The sequence below is a fragment of the Brevundimonas sp. GW821-FHT10A07 genome, from assembly GCF_059415785.1.
Genome location: NZ_JBWKNX010000023.1, coordinates 39,008 through 54,936 on the forward strand (window position 1 = coordinate 39,008; position 15,929 = coordinate 54,936).

Sequence of the window (15,929 nt, forward strand, 5' to 3'; positions counted from 1 at the left end):
GGCAAGGGGATGCTTGATCGCATGAGCGAAGACCAGAAGCCGCACGACGCCGATGCTGCCCAGACCAACGCGACCGACGCCACGCCGGAGGAAGTCTTCGCCGCGTCCGAGGCCGATGCGCCTGTGGAGGCGGTGAAGGATCCCGCCGCCGAAAAGCGCCCGGTCTGGAGCGACAAGGGGGATGCGCCGTTCGAGGACGAGCCGACGACTCCGGTCTATGCGCGCAAGCCCGCCAACAAGGCCAAGGGCGAACAGAGCGCCGGCGACGAAACGGTCGAGATCGTCAAGACGATCTTCTTCGCCCTGTTGATCGCCATGGTGCTGCGGATCTTCCTGTTCCAGCCCTTCACCATCCCGTCGGCCTCGATGGAGCCGAACCTGTACGAAGGCGACTATATCGTCGTGTCGAAATGGTCCTACGGCTATTCGAAACACTCGATCCCGTTCAGCCCACCGCTGTTCGACGGCCGCATCATGGGTTCGGCGCCCAAGCGCGGCGATATCGTGGTGTTCAAGCTGCCGCGTGACGACAAGACCGACTTCATCAAGCGGGTGATCGGCCTGCCGGGCGACCGCATCCAGATGATCGCCAACAAGCTGTATATCAACGACAAGCCGGTTCAGGACGTCGTCGTCAGCCAGGGTGAGATCGACGACATCTTCGGCGCGCACCCGATCGCCGAGGTCCGCGAGACCCTGCCGGAAGGCAAGAGCTTCATGACCCAGGACTTCGGCCCCGGCAACGACCTGGACGACACCCCGGTCTATGAGGTGCCGGTCGGCCACTACTTCATGATGGGCGACAACCGCGACAACTCGATCGACAGCCGGGTCGAACAGTCCAGCGGCGTGGGCATGGTCCCGGCCGAGAACCTGGTCGGCAAGGCGCAGATCATCCTGTTCTCGTGGAAGCCCGGATCGTCGCTGTGGAACCCTGTGAGCTGGTTCAACGTGCGGCTCGACCGGTTCTTCAACGTCCTGCACTGATGGCCAATTTACGGGCCGAGGCGGTCGCGGCGCTTCAGACACGCATTGGTCATGCCTTTAGGGATGCGGCCTTGCTGGAACGCGCCCTGACCCACGCCAGCGTGGGCGAGGGCGCGCCGGTGGGTGTGCATGGTCCGCGCGACAACGAGCGGCTGGAGTTTCTGGGCGACCGGGTGCTGGGCCTGCTGGTGGCCGAGAAGCTGTCGCGGGACTATCCCACCGCCAACGAGGGCCAGCTCTCGTCCAGCCTGCACACCCTGGTCGACAAGACCGCCTGCGCGCGCGTGGGAGAGGCCCTGGGCGTCGGCGCTGCGCTGCGGCTGTCGCCGGGCGAGACCAAGACGGGGGGGCGCCGCAAGGCCGGGGTGATCGCCGACGCGGTCGAGGCCATCCTGGCGGCCGTCTATCTGGACGGGGGGCTGGAGGCGGCGCGAGCCTTCTTCGACAAGGCCTGGGCGGAAGAGTTTTCCGCCCCGCCGTCGCGGACCGTGACCAACCCCAAGTCGGCGCTGCAGGAGTGGGCCCAGGCCAAGGGCCGACCGCTGCCGACTTATCGGGTTGCGGATCGGACGGGTTCGGATCATGCGCCGACATTCACCGTCGAGGTGTCCGTCGAGGGCGTGGAGCCCTTGACCGCACAGGGGCGTTCGCGTCAGGAGGCGGAGAAGGCGGCCGCAACGGCTCTCCTCAAACGTGAAGGCGTCATTTGACCGATATCGAAAACCAGCGCGCGGGCTTCGCCGCCATCATCGGCGCGCCGAACGCCGGCAAGTCCACGCTGGTCAACCGGCTGACCGGATCCAAGGTCTCCATCGTCACCCAGAAGGTGCAGACGACACGGTTCCCGGTGCGCGGCATCGCCATGGAAGGCGACGCCCAGATCGTTCTGGTGGACACCCCCGGCATCTTCACCCCGCGCCGTCGGCTGGACCGGGCCATGGTCGCCTCGGCCTGGGGCGGAGCGCAGGACGCGGACGTGGTCGTCCACCTGATCGACGCCCAGTCGCACATCAACGCCGAGGGCCGTGAAGGCACGGCGGCCGATCGCCGCTCGGCCGAGGACACCGAGACCATCATCGCCAATCTTCAGTCCACCGGGACGAAGGTCATCCTGGCGCTGAACAAGATCGACGGCATGCGCCGCGACACCCTGCTGGCCCTGTCGCAGACACTGTTCGAGAGCGGCGTCTATGAGGAGGTCTATATGATCTCCGCCGCCAACGGCGACGGGGTCGAGGACCTGAAGCAGCGGCTGGCGCGGTCGATGCCCAAGGGGCCGTGGCTGTATCCCGAGGATCAGGCGGCGGACGTGCCGGTGCGGGTTCTGGCGGCCGAGATCACGCGCGAGAAGGTCTATCTGCGCGTCCACGAGGAACTGCCCTATTCGGCGGCGGTGGAGACCACCAGTTTCGAGGACCGCGCCGACGGCTCGGCCCGGATCGAACAGACCATCTATGTCGAGCGCGAGAGCCAGCGGCCCATCGTCCTGGGCAAGGGCGGCCAGACCCTGAAATGGATCGGCCAGAAGGCGCGCGAGGAGCTGAACGAGATCCTCGGCCGTCAGGTCCACCTGTTCCTGACGGTGAAAGTCGATCCGAAATGGCAGGATTCACGGGCGCTCTACGCCCAGTTCGGTCTCGATTTCGACGTCTGAGTTCCCGTGTTTGAAGTGCCGCGTACCCCTGGGGGCCATCCCCGGCTCGTTCTGGGCGTCCTTGGGGCGCTGATCCTCGGCGGCGCGGTCTGGGCGGGCTTCTCCACGGCCGTGAAACCCGCCAGCGATGCGGTACTGGCCTCCATACGTCCCGACACGCCGCCGCGTCCGCCCCTGGTGGTGGTCGAGGACTTGCCGCAACTGGCCGCGCGACTGGACCGTGAGGCCGCCGCCGGGCGTTTCATGGGCGCGGTGCTGGTGGCCAAGGGCGACCGGGTGCTGTTCCGTCAGGTCTATGGCGAGGCGAACTATGAGCAGGATCGGCCGCTGAAGCTGGATTCCCGGTTTCGCCTGGCCTCGATCTCCAAACAGTTCACCGCCACGGCCATCCTGCGTCTTCAGGACGAGGGAAGGCTGCGCATCTCCGACCCCGTGTGCAAATGGATCCAGCCGTGCCCGAAGGCGTGGGAGCCGGTGCGGATCAGCCACCTGCTGTCGCACACCTCCGGAATACCGGACCTGATGGCGCGGCCGGGCTGGGGCATGCGTCGGACCACGCCGGCGACACTGGCCGAATTGACCGAGGATTCGAAGCGGTTCGGCCTGCAGTTCGCGCCGGGAACCAAGGTCCGATACGACAATGCGGGCTTCAACCTGGCGGCGGCCATCGTCGAGAAGGCCAGCGGCCGGCCCTATGACGCCTATATGCGCGAGACCTTCTTCGGCCCTCTGGGCATGAAGGACAGCGGGCTGGACCTGGGCGGCGGCGACCATGGGGTGATCATGGGCTACGCCAACTTCCCGGCCGGACTGGCGGCCCAGCCGAACGCCAACACCTCCATCGTCGCGGGGGCGGGGGCGGTCTATTCGACCCTGGACGATCTGCTGGTCTGGCAGAGGGCGCTGCACAGGGGGGCGCTGCTGAAGCCGTTCAGCTATCAGCAGATGCTGGCCGACCATGCGCCGGCGGACACGCCCAAGGAACGGGGCCGTCCGCGCCGCGACTGGGGATACGGGATCTTCTCGAACCGGCTGGGCGATCAGGTTCGGCCCAGTTTCCAGGATCGCCAGATCTATCACACCGGCAGCTGGGGCGGGTTCCGCAACCTGATGCTCTATCAGCCCGAGGCCGATGTGACGGTGATCGTGCTGTCGAACAATTATCACCTCCGCGACCAGGTCTTCCTGATCAGCCAGCAGGCCATGGCCGAGGCCCTGGGCCGGGACTTCCCCACGACCCTGGCCCGCTGACCGCCCGTCAGGTCGGCAGCATCGACCCCGTTTCGATGTAGCGCTGGTGCCAGGACAGGGCTTCGTTCAGCAGATGCGGCGACTGAAGGCCGTAGGAGCCCTTCAGCGCACGGTCGTAATAGTCGTTCAGCGCATCGCGGTATTTGGGGTGGGCGCAGTGGGCGATGATCAGCTTGGCCCGCTGTTTCGGCGACAGGCCGCGCAGGTCGGCAAGGCCCTGTTCGGTGACGATGACCTGGACGTCCTGGGTGATGTGGTCGACGTGGCTTGCCATGGGCACGATGGCCGAGATGGCGCCGCCCTTGGCCGTTGAAGGCGTCACGAAGCAGGAGATGAAGGCGTTGCGCGAGAAGTCCCCGGAACCGCCGATGCCGTTCTGAATCCGCGATCCCATCACCTGGGTCGAGTTGACGTTGCCGTAGATGTCGGCCTCGATCAGGCCGTTCATGGCGATACAGCCCAGGCGGCGGATCAGTTCGGGATGATTCGAGATTTCCTGCGGGCGCAGGATGATCTTGCCGCGGAACTGCTCCATGCGACTGTTCATGTCCGCCGCCGCCTCCGGGCTGAGGGAGAAGGCGGTGGCGGAGGCGACGGTCAACTTGCCGGCGTCCAGCAGGTCCAGCATCCCGTCCTGGATCACCTCTGTATAGGCGGCCATCCGCTCGAACGGACTGTCCATCAGGCCTGCCAGCACGGCGTTGGCGACATTGCCGACGCCCGATTGCAGCGGCAGCAGGGCGGTGGGCAGGCGACCGACGTGGACCTCGTGCTTGAGGAATTCGATCAGGTGACCGGCGATGGCGCGGGCGTTGGCGTCGGGCGCGGCGAAGGGCAGGTTGCGGTCGGGGGCCTCGGTCTCGACGATAGCGACGATCTTGGCCGGATCACAGCGGAGGGTCGGCTGGCCGATCAGCTGGTCGGGCCGGGTCAGGGGGATGGGCACACGGTTGGGCGGCAGGGCGGTGCCGTAATAGATGTCGTGCATCCCCTCCAGCGCCGGGTTCTGCCAGGCGTTGACCTCCAGGATCACGCGCTCGGCCCGGTCCAGCCAGGTCTTGTTGTTGCCGATGGAGGAGGAGGGCACCAGGCTGCCGTCGGCGTTGATCGCCGAAACCTCGATCACGGCGGTGTCCAGCGGACCCAGGACGCCCTGCCAGACCATGGGCGCCAGCTGGCTGAGGTGCATGTCCAGATAGTCCATCTGGCCCGAGTTGATCTTCTCACGCGCGATAGGGTCGGAGTTGTAGGGAAGGCGGCGTTCGATCCCGTCGGCCTTGGCCAGGGCCCCGTCCAGTTCCGGCCCGGTGGAGGCGCCGGTCCAGAGGTTCAGCCGGAAGGCGTCGCCGGCCGCGTGGGCGGCCTCGATCCGCGCCGCGAGAGCCGAGGGCACCGCCTTGGGGTAGCCCGAGCCGGTGAAGCCGCTCATGCCCACGGTGGAGCCGGCGGGAATCAGGGCGGCGGCGTCCTGGGCGGACATCAGCTTGGAGCGCAGGGATTGGCTGCGGATACGCGACATGGAGCTCTTCAAGGTTACGGCCGGGGAGGGCCTGCAAGGCGGGGCTGGACTTGGGCGTCGCGGTCTCGACGGTCCATTAGACCTTGGTCGAGCTTGCCCGCTTCGTCCATGATCCTCGTCAAATATTCAGGAGGCCAGCTCCGGCGGCTAGCCTGTTTTCGAAAGTCGAGAACAGGAGTAGAACGAACCCATGATCGCCGCTCTCGCCGCCCTGGCCCTGATGTCCGTCCCCCTGCAATCTACGGAGGACCCCGTGGTCGCGGCCGAGGCCGTGGTGGATCAGATGCATGTGGCGGCTTCGCATGCTGACGCCGACGCCTATTTCGGCCTGTTCACGCCCGACGCCCGCTTCATCGGCACCGACGCGACCGAGCGGTGGTCGCTGGCTCAGTTCAAGGCCTATGCGGCGCCCTATTTCTCGCGGGGGCAGGGGTGGACCTATCGGCCCCACGACCGGGTCACGACCCTGGCGCCCGGCGACTGTCGCTGCATCGTCTGGTTCGACGAACTGCTGGACAACGACGCCTATGGGCTGACGCGCGGTTCCGGCGTGCTGCGCCGAACCGAGGACGGCTGGAAGATCGAGCAGTATGTGTTGAGCATGCCCATTCCGAACGACAAGGCGAAGGCCGTGGTGGCTCTGGTTCAGTCTCCGGTCGAGGCCCGGCCTGACGCGGATCCCGCGCACTGATGGATTTTCATGAAGAGGCCTTTGTCCTGTCGGCGCGCGCCCATGGGGACACCGGCGCCGTGGTGGATCTGTTGACCGAAAGCCATGGACGGCGCGCGGCCTATGTGGCCGGCGGGGCGTCCCGCAAGATGCGACCCTTCCTGCAGGCCGGGGCGCGGGTCGTGGCCGACTATCGCGCGCGGACATCGGATCATCTGGGCGGGGCGCGGCTGGAGCCGGTGGGCGAGGGCCCCAGCGCCCTGTTCGACGACGCCCTGGCCCTGACCGGCCTGGCGGCGGCCGCGGGGGTGGCGCAGGGGGCCTTGCCTGAGCGCGAGCCGCATCCCGGCGTCTTCCTGGCCTTTGAGGCATTGATGGGGGCCTTCGCCCTTCCGGACGTCTGGCCGGCCATCTTCGTGCGGTTCGAGGCGGGGCTGCTGGAAGACCTGGGCTTCGGCCTCGATCTGTCGAAATGTGCGGCGACGGGGACGGCGGACGACCTGATCTATGTCAGCCCCCGCACCGGGCGGGCGGTCAGCCGCGAAGCCGGCGCCCCCTATGCCGACAAGATGCTGAGCCTGCCGCCCTTCATGCTGGGGGCGCAGGCGGGGCTGGTCGAGGGCGACGTCAGGGCGGGGTTCGACCTGACCGGCCATTTTCTGGAACAGTTCGTCTTCCACCCGCAGAACAAGCCCTTGCCGGCCGCACGGGTCTGGATGCTGGACCGGCTGGCCGAGACGGGACGTCTCTAAGCGACGGCCCTGGGTTCAAGCCCCATAGCCAATTCGGCGCGGGGCTCGCTTTCTTGGGCGCCTTGCAGGCCTGACGCCGCTGCGTCGCCTGAGCCGTGCTTCAGATCTCGAAAAACAACCGCGGGAAATTCACGCCACGCCCCATGGCGCGTCATGGTTGTGGGGGGCGACTTTCAACGGGGCCACGCGACCCTCCATCCGAGGCCTCAATCGAATGGAAGGAGACAAGCATGGCTATTCCGACCCCGGTGAACGGTCAGATCACCGACGCCGTCACCCAGGCGAATGTGAAGGTCCTTGGCGACGCCCCGGCGATGGCCATGGGCGCGATCTATCAGTCGCTCGCCCACTCCACCGGCATTCTCTACGAGAACGCGACCTCCTCGCAGCAGCAGCTGGCGATCGCCGCCCAGGCTGCGACCAACCAGGGCGTCATCCAGATCTACAGCGTCGACACCATGGCCGGCGCGGTCGCCACATCGAAGATCGCCCAGTCCGATACGCCCGACAACATGATGGCCCTTCTGACGGCCCTGCGCGCCGTCGGTCCCACGGCTGCGGTTTCCTGATTTTTCGCCCCGCAAACTCCAAAAGAAGGACTTGAGACATGGCGCTTCCGACACCCGTCAACGGCATGATCACCGACGCCGTCACCCAGGCCAACGTCAAGGTGCTGGGCGACGCCCCGGCCATGGCCATGGGCGCGATCTATCAGTCGCTCGCCCACTCCACCGGCATTCTCTACGAAAACGCCGCCTCTTCGCAGCAGCAACTGGCCATCGCCGGCCAGGCCGCGACCAATCAGGGGGTCATCCAGATCTACAGCGTCGACACCATGGCCGGCGCGGTCGCCGCCAGCAAGATCAGCCAGTCGGACACGCCTGACAATCTGTTGTCCCTGCTGACGGCCCTGCGCGCCACGGCGGCCTGACGCCGAACCCTGGATATCCGTGACGGCCGCGGCGGGAGACTGGCGCCCGCCGCGCCACCCCCTGGAGGACGACCATGGTCGAGGCGAAGATGAACGAGAAGACGGCGGAAAAATCCGCCCAGACCCTCGGCGACTTCGAGGAGATTCTGAAGCTCATGCTGGAGCTCAGCAAGAACCCCGCGACGGCCCCCACGGCGGAATCGGTCGCCAACACCCTGCTGACCGTCATCGGCTCGGGCCCCAGCTTCGCGGCGATGCAGAGCCTGGTGGCCGCCAATCAGGCCAGCGGGATGATGTACCACAACGCCGTCGCCAACCAGCAGACCACCAACATCCTGGGCATGGTCGCGACCATGAACTGCGTCCAGGCGCTGATGGACAAGCCGTCCGTCATTCCGTGGCCGGACATCGGTCCGCGCCGTGAGGAGCCGTTCGAATGACACGCGAGGAAAAGCGATTGAGAACCGAAGAAGGGCTGGCCGTCGCGGCCTGTCGCGACGACGCCCTGCTGCTGTGCGCCGGAGCCGGCGTGTGCAACGCCGGTCTGATCACCATCATGGCCTCGGCGGACGCTTTTGCTGCGCGCCTAGCCGCCTCGACGCAGCATGCGGCGGAACTGTCGACGCTGCAGATCCGGCAACTGGCGACCAGCCTGGCCGACATGCAGCAGATCCGCACGGTCCGGACCGCCGACGTCGGCGTGCGGTCGGTGTCGCAAGTTCGTCAGGAGCCTGCGCCATCGGCCTTCTACGGCGCGCCGGTCGTCACCTGAGCATCAAGAAAGGGGGGGAGGCTTCGTCGTGAGCGACACCGTCAACGCACAGATCACCGACGCCGTCACCCAGACCAACGTCAAGGTGCTGGGAGAGGGGCCTGCGGAAGCCATGGCCGTGTCGGTCCAGGCGGTGGCGCACGCCACCAGCCTGTCGGTCGAGAACGCCAGCCAGACCCAGGGGGGCATGCAACAGATCAACAACGCCGCCGTCGGCGCCCTGATCGCCAAGATTCTCGAAATCGCGGTCTGAGCGATGGCCTATCCGACCGCCGTGAACAGTCAGATCACCGATGCGGTGACGCAGCAGAACCTGATGGTCCTGGGCGCCGCATCGACGATCGCCATGGGCTCGATCTATCAGAGCGCGGCCCATTCGACGGCGATCGTGTTCGAGAACGCGGTCCAGGCCCAGCGCCAGGCCTCGATCTGCGCCCAGGCCGCCACCAACCAGGGCGTGATGCAGGTCTATGAGATGGGCAGCATGGTCTCGGCCATCGCCACCACGCGGATCGCCGCCCGACCGCCGCCGCCCAGCCCGCTCGAAAACGCCCTTGTTCTGCTTATCGCCGCCAAACTGCTGAATCTCTAGAATTGTCAGGATCTGAACCATGGCCGCCGACACGCCCGTCAACTCGCAAGTCACCGACGCGGTCACCCAGACCAACGTCAAGGTGCTGGGCGAAGCGCCGGCCCAATCGATGGCGCTGGTCTATCAGAGCATGGCCCATTCGATTTCCCTGGCCATGCAGAACGCCCAGCAGGCGCAAGGGGGGCTGCAGCAGATCGGCAACGCCGTCACCTCCAGCGCCGTCACCATGATCATGAACGCGGCGCAGAAATAGCGCCTTCATCTGAAACGAGAGCTTTCGCGCCGTGACCGAACCGACCGTCAACAGCCAGATCAAGGACGCCGTTCAGACCTCGACGAACTGGGCGCTGGGCTTCGCGCCGCTCGAGCAGGGCACGCCCTCGACCTCGACGCGCGTCTCGGCCGGTGGCGCCATCGCCTACGACAAGGCCACCCAGGCGGCGGCTCTGTCGGTGCAGGACGCCGCCGATTACCAGCGCAACATGCTGTCCATCAGCACCACCGTCCAGGGCAAGGCCATGGCCATGATGCTGGCGTCGGGCGGGATGAACGAACCGGCGCTTGTCGCCTACGCCATGGCCCTGGTCAGTTCGTTCGCGGCGCCGATCGCGGCGGGCCTGGCGGCCGAATCCGTCACCACGGCGGTCAAGACCTTTCCCAGAAACTAGTCGAAGAGAGAGAAGGAGCAGCCATGTCCCGTTTGACCCTATCGAAGATGAGCGACGCCGAGGCCGTCGTTCAGGAAGCGCAGACGCTGGAATGGGAGACGCGATGCGAGACCGAGCGGTGGAGCGACGCCGCAGAAGACAGATCCTCCGCCGAAGGGTTTGAGGAAAGCCAGTCCAGATATCGGGAACTGCGTGCTGCGGCGGAGGGGATGGTCGCCATTCTGTACCGGATGCAGGAGCCGTTGCTGACCGATCCCTATGCGCCCTGGGCGGCGAAGTTGATGGTCAAGGCGCGGGGCCTGCTGACCGATATCGAAGACGGCGAGCTGGTCGAGAAGATCTCGTTCGTTCCCGCCGGAACCGACAAGGAATGAGGCCGGACAGGAGGGTTTGATGACCGACGATTCTCCATCGCCTGAGGCCGCCGCCGGCGAGCCGCCGGTTCCGGCTGCGGATCCCATTGTCGTGGCGGCTCGGCGGATGGTCGCCGAGGTCTTCAGGACCTCGGCCGCGCGTCTGCCCGAGTTGCTGGCGGCTCAGTCGCCGCCGGACACGCCGATTCCCCAGTTCACCGAGGCCATGATCGAGCAGCTTCAGGCGCAGCTGACGCGGGCTCTGGGGCTGCCGCCCGATGAAGACGGATCCGCCCGATGACGGATGCGCAAGGGGCGACGGGGCGGCATCTCTATGACTCCATATCGGAGCAGAAACACATGGTCGTCGACAGTTTCGCCGATCAGCGCGAGCTGTTGAAACGGGCCGTGGCCGAGCAACGCCTGGCGGCCATGCCCGAGGACATGCAGCGCGCGGCGAGGGGGCCTTCCGCCCAGGTCAGTCTCGAGATCGTCGAGGCCTTGCAGAAGATCATCGCGCGCGAGGTGACGCGGCAGTTGGACCTCGCGATCTGCGCAATGATCGAACGGACCGCCGCATCGCCATCGGCCGCCGCACCGGCTGACCGGGCGTCAGGCGGCCAGTAGCCGTCAGTATTTTCCAGCACCGCATCAAACGGCTTCACAAAAAGCAAATACACCCGTCTAAGTAGTGATAACGGGGTTCTTGCAAACTTTGGTTGATGCGACGTCGGCGATCCGGAATCGCGACGAGACCTCGACCGATACGCCCCGTTGGTTCTGCCAGGCCAAGCGTAGGGGGATGAGCTCGCTTTGGGCTTGACGGTCGCTCCCCACGCCGAGGGGGAGTGACGAATATGAATGTCGTCCGGTTGTTTCCGGATTGGGAGACGCAAGGCGAGAAAGAGAGGGCGCCCGCGACGGTTGCGCCGCCTGAGCGGCGTTCTGCTTCCCATCCTTCAGCGCCGCGCACCCCGTCTCCGGTCGAGGTTCTGGCCCGAGCGGCCGGCGGCGATCGGGGCGGGATTCCAAAAGCCGGGTTGACGCCTGCGGGCGTGATCGCGCGCGCTCTGGACCGGCCGCCGTCGATGGACCGTTTCTGGGCGATCTGGATGGTGCATCAGAACAGTCTGCGGCATCGAAGCCTGCGGCTCTCCGGCGGGAATCGGGCCGACGCCGAGGACGCGTTGAGCGCGGCCATGGTGCGGGCGGCCCAGGCCTTTGACCGCCAGCCGGTGCAGAACCCCGGGGCCTGGCTGGTGCGAATCCTGCACAACGCCTGCATGGATCAGCACCGCCAGAACGCCAATCGCATTCCCATCGTGGCAGAGGACGCCGATCTGCCGCCGCCGTCCGCCGCCGCCTGGGTCAAGGCGGCGCCCTCGCCGGAAGAGGCGCTGTCGCAACAGGAAAGCGACGCGGCCTGGGGGCGGGCCATGAACGCTCTTCCGGCCGCCTCGATCGAACCCTTGCGGCTTCATCTGGACGACTGGAGCGACGACCGTATCGCCGCCCATCTGAACATCAGCCGAGAACTGGTCCGCAAGCGTCGTCAGTTGGCCAAGAACCGGCTGCGGCTGCTGCTGGACCTTTAGCCGAAGGTGAAGGCGAAGACCTGGACGCCGGGATCGAGAAACTCGATCTCGAAGGTGCGTTCGCGCACTTGGCCTGACTGGCGGATCAACTGATACAGGCGCTGCTGGTCGATGCGTCCCACCCCCTGGGCGTCGATGTCGGACCCGGCGTCCGCGCCCGGCGCCTGGCCGTCGATCAGGACGCGGAAACGCGGCATGGCGCCGTTGGACCCGGGCCCCATGACCAGGTGCAGGTCGCGCGCCTTGAAGCGGAAGGACAGCCGGCCGCCGGACGCCGCCAGTTCGGCGTGCTCGCGCGTCACGCGCCAGCGCCCGACCAGGCTCCAGTCGTTGAGGTGCAGCGGGCTGGCCACATAGGCCTTGGCCACATCCCGGGCGAGGCCGCCCGGCGAGCGGAAGTTTTCGGCGCGGGCGTAGCCGACATAGGTTTCGGGCGAGCCGAGCTGGTTCATGTCGGCGGCGGCCTCGGCGCCCTGGGCCTGGACCCGAACCACGTCCGCAGCGACGTCGGCGGCGCCCGCCTCCTTGAGCAGTTGCTGGATGACCCGTTCCGAGCCCTCATAGTCGCCCTCGCCGAAATGGTGGTGGCGAATGCGGCCCTGGGCGTCGATGAAATAGTGGGCCGGCCAGTACTGGTTCTTGAAGGCGCGCCAGATGGCGAAATCATTGTCCATGGCGACCGGATAGTCGACGCCCAGGCGGCGCACCGCGTCGCGGACGTTGGCCTCGGACTTCTCGAAGGCGAACTCGGGCGTGTGGACGCCGATGACGACCAGGCCCTGGTCCTTGTACTTCTCGGCCCAGGCGCGAACGTAGGGCAGGGCGCGCAGGCAGTTGATGCAGGAGTAGGTCCAGAAATCGACGACCACGACCTTGCCGCGCAGCTGTTGCGGCGTCAGGGGCGGGGAGTTGATCCAGGTGGTGGCCCCGGTAAATGCGGGCAACTGGCCCTCGACCGGGAGGTTCGCCAGATCCGTCGGCGCCGCGTTCATCGGCGCGCCGCGACCGATGCCGCTCAGCAGCGCCTGTTCCAGACGGCCGGTGCTTCCGGCCGAAATCCGGGTCAGCAGGCCCGTGTCCAGGCCCAGGCCGATGGCGACCACGCCAATCAGCACCAAGGCGCCCAGGCCGCGCCGCACCCATTCGCCGAGGCCCAGCGCGCCCTTCATGGCCTTGAACACCCGTCCGCCGACCAGCAGGGCCAAGGCCAGGGAGGTGGCGGCGCCCGCCGCATAGGCCAGCAGCAGAACGGTCGAGCCGACGCCCGCGCCTTGCAGGGCCGCGCCGGTCAGGATGACGCCCAGGATGGGGCCCGCGCAGGGCGCCCACAGCAGGCCGGTGGCTACGCCCAGCAACAGGGAGGCGCGGACGTCGCCCTGGTCTGCGGAGCGGCGCTCGACGCGATCGGTCAGCCAGGAACCGGCCGCCACAAACGGCCGCATCAGCCGATCGCCGATGGAGGGCACGAGCAGGCTGAGCCCCAGGACGGCCATGACCGCAAGCGCGATCCAGCGACCGACCTCATTGGCGCGCACGGCCCAGCCGCCGCCGAGGGCCGCCAGGGTCGCCACCCCGGCGAAGGTGACCGCCATGCCGACCAGCAGGGGCAGGCCGTTGCGCACGAACGGCCGACCGGCGCGGGCGAAGACGAAGGGCAGGACGGGCAGGATACAGGGGCTGACGATGGTCAGGGCGCCGGCCAGATAGGAGAGCAGGAACAGGATCATGAAGGCGGGCCTGACGTGACGGGGTCACTCACATACGAAGCCGGGAGGCGTTCGGTTACCCTTCGGCGTACGATCTCCCACAGATAGACGCCCTGTCCCTGCTCGAACGGGCTAGACTTCGCGCTTCCGATCCCCGATTCGCTGGCCCATGACGATCCACGCTCCGCCGCCGGAAGGCGGCCGTATCATCGACGAGCCGATGGAGACGGCCCTCAGCCGTCGCTATCTGGCCTACGCCCTGTCGACCATCACCAACCGCGCCCTTCCCGATGTTCGGGACGGGTTCAAGCCCGTGCACCGGCGCATCCTGTACGCCATGCACCAGATGCGGCTGAACCCGCAGGCGGCGGCGCGCAAATGCGCCAAGGTCGTCGGCGAGGTCATGGGCGGATACCACCCGCACGGCGACGCCTCGATCTATGAAGCCCTGGTGCGCCTGGCCCAGGATTTCGCCCAGCGCTATCCGCTGGTCGACGGCCAGGGGAACTTCGGCAATATCGACGGCGATAGCGCCGCGGCCATGCGCTACACCGAGTGCAAGCTGACGCCGGCGGCCGTGCTGCTGCTGGACGGGATCGATCAGGACTCGGTCGATTTCCGCGCCACCTACGACGATCAGGACGAGGAGCCGGTGGTTCTGCCGGCCGGTTTCCCCAACCTGCTGGCCAACGGCTCGTCCGGCATCGCCGTGGGCATGGCCACCTCGATCCCGCCGCACAATGTCGGCGAACTGATCGACGCCTGCCAGATGCTGCTGGACCGGCCCGAGGCGACGACCGAGGAGCTGGTGCAACTGGTGCCGGGACCGGACTTCCCCACTGGGGGCGTCGCGGTCGAGGGCCATGCCGCCATTCTGGACGCCTATGAGACGGGGCGGGGCGGGGTGCGGCTGCGGGCGCGCTGGGAGACTGAGGACCTGGGGCGCGGCGTGTGGCGGATCATCGTCACCGAGATGCCGTACCAGGTGCAGAAGTCGCGCCTGATCGAGGCGCTGGCGGACCTTATCGAGCACAAGAAGGCGCCCCTGCTGGGCGACGTGCGCGACGAGTCGGCCGAGGACATCCGCCTGATCCTGGAGCCCAAGAACCGCACCATCGAGCCCGAGATGCTGATGGAGAGCCTGTTCAAGCTGTCGGATCTGGAAGTGCGCTTCCCGATCAACATGAATGTGCTGGATGCAGACGGCACCCCCCGGGTCATGGGGCTGAAGGCCTGCCTGAGGGCCTTCCTGGATCACCGCCGCGAGGTTCTGAACCGCCGGTCGCAGTGGCGGATCGCGCGGGTCGAGAAGCGGCTGCACCTGCTGGAAGGCCTGCGCATCGTCTTCCTCAACATCGACGAGGTGATCCGCATCGTTCGCGAGGAGGAACAGCCCAAGGCCGTCCTGATCGCGCACTTCGGCCTGACCGAGGTCCAGGCCGACTTCATCCTCGACACCCGGCTGCGTCAGTTGGCGCGTCTGGAAGAGATGACGATCGAGAAGGAGTTCAAGGAACTCTCGGAAGAGCTGGCGCACCTGCAGGCCCTGACGTCTTCGGAAGGCAAGCAGTGGAAGGCCATCTCCAAGGAGCTGGAGGCTGTGCGCAAGGCCCTGATCTCGCCGCGCCGGACGACCATCGCCGACGCTGTGGACAGCTCCGCCTTCGTCGCGCCCGAGGCCTTCATTCCGCGCGAGGCGATCACCGTCATCCTGTCGGAACGGGGCTGGATCCGCGCCGCCAAGGGCAAGGTCGAGGATCCGTCGGAGCTGAAGTTCAAGGAAGGCGACCAGCTGGCCTATCTGGTTCCGGCCTATACGACCGACAAGCTTCTGGTCGGGGCGTCGGACGGGCGCATCTTCACCATCGGGGCCGACAAACTGGCGTCCGGTCGCGGGCATGGCGAGCCGCTGCGGCTGATGATCGATCTGGATGAGAAGGCCGACATCATCAATGTCCTGGCCCACCAGCCGGGCGGCAAGCTGCTGATCGCCTCCAAGGCCGGCTATGGCTTCATTGCGCCGGAAGACGACACCCTGGCCCAGAAGCGGGGCGGCAAACAGGTGCTGAACGGCGACATGCTGGCCATGCTGCGCATCCCGCAGACGCCGACAGCCGACCATGTCGCGACCATCGGCGAGAACATCAAGACCCTGATCTTCCCGCTGGACGAACTGCCCGAGATGGGGCGCGGCAAGGGGGTGCGGCTGCAGAATTTCAAACAGGGCGGTCTGGCCGACGTCACCGTGTTCAACGCCGAACAGGGGCCGGAATGGGCCGACGGCGGCGGGCGCCGCCGCAACTGGCCCGACTGGAAGGACTGGCTGGGCAAGCGCGCCGGCGCCGGCCGTCAGGGGCCGCGAGGCCTGAGGAAGTTCAGGTAGAGTTGGCCTCTCCCTCCCCCTGCGGGGGAGGGGGGGCGGAGGCGTAGCCGAAGCCGGGTGGGAAGGGCAGGGCGATACTTCGCTGTTGCTCCGTTG

General features: G+C 67.0%; 21 protein-coding genes. 19 read left to right on the forward strand and 2 right to left on the reverse strand.

Going from position 1 to position 15,929, the window contains the following annotated elements:
- Nucleotides 1-21: 21 nt before the first annotated feature.
- From lepB to AC07NC_RS16160, 4 genes are read left to right on the forward strand one after another with little or no spacing between them, the layout of a single operon-like run.
- Entirely contained in the window at nt 22-987 is a 966-nt protein-coding gene (gene lepB / locus AC07NC_RS16145) for a signal peptidase I (protein ID WP_494570141.1), read from the forward strand.
- On the forward strand, nt 987-1,697 hold the full coding sequence (gene rnc / locus AC07NC_RS16150; RefSeq protein ID WP_494570142.1) for a ribonuclease III: 711 nt from the start codon (nt 987-989) through the stop codon (nt 1,695-1,697). The genes lepB and rnc overlap by 1 nt, the downstream gene beginning before the upstream one ends.
- Nucleotides 1,694-2,641: a GTPase Era gene (era, locus tag AC07NC_RS16155; protein ID WP_292148442.1), complete on the forward strand. Its 948-nt coding sequence runs from the start codon at nt 1,694-1,696 to the stop codon at nt 2,639-2,641. Before rnc ends, era begins: the two co-directional genes overlap by 4 nt.
- Nucleotides 2,642-2,656: 15 nt before the next feature.
- Nucleotides 2,657-3,892 (forward strand): serine hydrolase domain-containing protein, encoded by a 1,236-nt coding sequence (locus AC07NC_RS16160; RefSeq protein ID WP_494570143.1) that lies wholly within the window; start codon nt 2,657-2,659, stop codon nt 3,890-3,892.
- A gap of 7 nt (nt 3,893-3,899) precedes the next feature.
- Here AC07NC_RS16160 and scpC read toward each other — a convergent pair whose 3' ends face one another.
- A complete protein-coding gene (gene scpC / locus AC07NC_RS16165; protein ID WP_494570144.1) occupies nt 3,900-5,411 on the reverse strand; it encodes a succinyl-CoA:acetate CoA-transferase ScpC in 1,512 nt (503 codons plus the stop codon).
- A gap of 190 nt (nt 5,412-5,601) precedes the next feature.
- On the opposite strand from scpC, the gene AC07NC_RS16170 reads away from it, so the two are divergent.
- The 14 genes from AC07NC_RS16170 (at nt 5,602) to AC07NC_RS16235 (ending at nt 11,744) form a co-directional block, all read left to right on the forward strand.
- On the forward strand, nt 5,602-6,102 hold the full coding sequence (locus AC07NC_RS16170; RefSeq protein ID WP_494570145.1) for a nuclear transport factor 2 family protein: 501 nt from the start codon (nt 5,602-5,604) through the stop codon (nt 6,100-6,102).
- Complete coding sequence (gene recO, locus AC07NC_RS16175) at nt 6,102-6,833, forward strand: DNA repair protein RecO (RefSeq protein WP_426025987.1); 732 nt, start codon at nt 6,102-6,104, stop codon at nt 6,831-6,833. The genes AC07NC_RS16170 and recO overlap by 1 nt, the downstream gene beginning before the upstream one ends.
- A gap of 230 nt (nt 6,834-7,063) precedes the next feature.
- Nucleotides 7,064-7,402 carry a RebB family R body protein gene (locus AC07NC_RS16180; protein ID WP_008262254.1) on the forward strand — a complete coding sequence of 113 codons (339 nt, stop codon included), beginning with the start codon at nt 7,064-7,066 and terminating at the stop codon, nt 7,400-7,402.
- Between the two features lie 38 nt (nt 7,403-7,440).
- On the forward strand, nt 7,441-7,764 hold the full coding sequence (locus AC07NC_RS16185; protein ID WP_008259391.1) for a RebB family R body protein: 324 nt from the start codon (nt 7,441-7,443) through the stop codon (nt 7,762-7,764).
- Between the two features lie 74 nt (nt 7,765-7,838).
- Nucleotides 7,839-8,204 carry a RebB family R body protein gene (locus AC07NC_RS16190; protein WP_035310418.1) on the forward strand — a complete coding sequence of 122 codons (366 nt, stop codon included), beginning with the start codon at nt 7,839-7,841 and terminating at the stop codon, nt 8,202-8,204.
- 17 nt (nt 8,205-8,221) lie between these two features.
- On the forward strand, nt 8,222-8,536 hold the full coding sequence (locus tag AC07NC_RS16195) for a hypothetical protein (protein ID WP_154726195.1): 315 nt from the start codon (nt 8,222-8,224) through the stop codon (nt 8,534-8,536).
- 28 nt (nt 8,537-8,564) lie between these two features.
- A complete protein-coding gene (locus AC07NC_RS16200; RefSeq protein WP_008260453.1) occupies nt 8,565-8,789 on the forward strand; it encodes a RebB family R body protein in 225 nt (74 codons plus the stop codon).
- 3 nt (nt 8,790-8,792) lie between these two features.
- On the forward strand, nt 8,793-9,128 hold the full coding sequence (locus AC07NC_RS16205) for a RebB family R body protein (protein WP_154726196.1): 336 nt from the start codon (nt 8,793-8,795) through the stop codon (nt 9,126-9,128).
- A 19-nt stretch (nt 9,129-9,147) separates the two neighbouring features.
- Nucleotides 9,148-9,381: a RebB family R body protein gene (locus tag AC07NC_RS16210; RefSeq protein ID WP_008262209.1), complete on the forward strand. Its 234-nt coding sequence runs from the start codon at nt 9,148-9,150 to the stop codon at nt 9,379-9,381.
- Between the two features lie 31 nt (nt 9,382-9,412).
- Nucleotides 9,413-9,796 carry a hypothetical protein gene (locus AC07NC_RS16215; RefSeq protein ID WP_008259273.1) on the forward strand — a complete coding sequence of 128 codons (384 nt, stop codon included), beginning with the start codon at nt 9,413-9,415 and terminating at the stop codon, nt 9,794-9,796.
- 23 nt (nt 9,797-9,819) lie between these two features.
- On the forward strand, nt 9,820-10,170 hold the full coding sequence (locus AC07NC_RS16220) for a hypothetical protein (protein ID WP_154726197.1): 351 nt from the start codon (nt 9,820-9,822) through the stop codon (nt 10,168-10,170).
- A gap of 19 nt (nt 10,171-10,189) precedes the next feature.
- Nucleotides 10,190-10,450, forward strand: a complete 261-nt coding sequence (locus AC07NC_RS16225) for a hypothetical protein (RefSeq protein WP_154726198.1) — start codon at nt 10,190-10,192, stop codon at nt 10,448-10,450.
- Nucleotides 10,447-10,776 (forward strand): hypothetical protein, encoded by a 330-nt coding sequence (locus AC07NC_RS16230; protein ID WP_494570146.1) that lies wholly within the window; start codon nt 10,447-10,449, stop codon nt 10,774-10,776. The genes AC07NC_RS16225 and AC07NC_RS16230 overlap by 4 nt, the downstream gene beginning before the upstream one ends.
- Before the next feature lie 428 nt (nt 10,777-11,204).
- A complete protein-coding gene (locus AC07NC_RS16235) occupies nt 11,205-11,744 on the forward strand; it encodes an RNA polymerase sigma factor (protein WP_494570147.1) in 540 nt (179 codons plus the stop codon).
- Here the strand turns inward: AC07NC_RS16235 and AC07NC_RS16240 are convergent.
- Nucleotides 11,741-13,471 carry a cytochrome c biogenesis protein DipZ gene (locus AC07NC_RS16240; protein WP_494570148.1) on the reverse strand — a complete coding sequence of 577 codons (1,731 nt, stop codon included), beginning with the start codon at nt 13,469-13,471 and terminating at the stop codon, nt 11,741-11,743. The genes AC07NC_RS16235 and AC07NC_RS16240 overlap by 4 nt on opposite strands.
- 148 nt (nt 13,472-13,619) lie before the next feature.
- Here AC07NC_RS16240 and parC point away from each other — a divergent pair, with 148 nt between their 5' ends.
- Complete coding sequence (gene parC / locus AC07NC_RS16245; protein WP_494570149.1) at nt 13,620-15,833, forward strand: DNA topoisomerase IV subunit A; 2,214 nt, start codon at nt 13,620-13,622, stop codon at nt 15,831-15,833.
- Nucleotides 15,834-15,929: the final 96 nt, after the last annotated feature.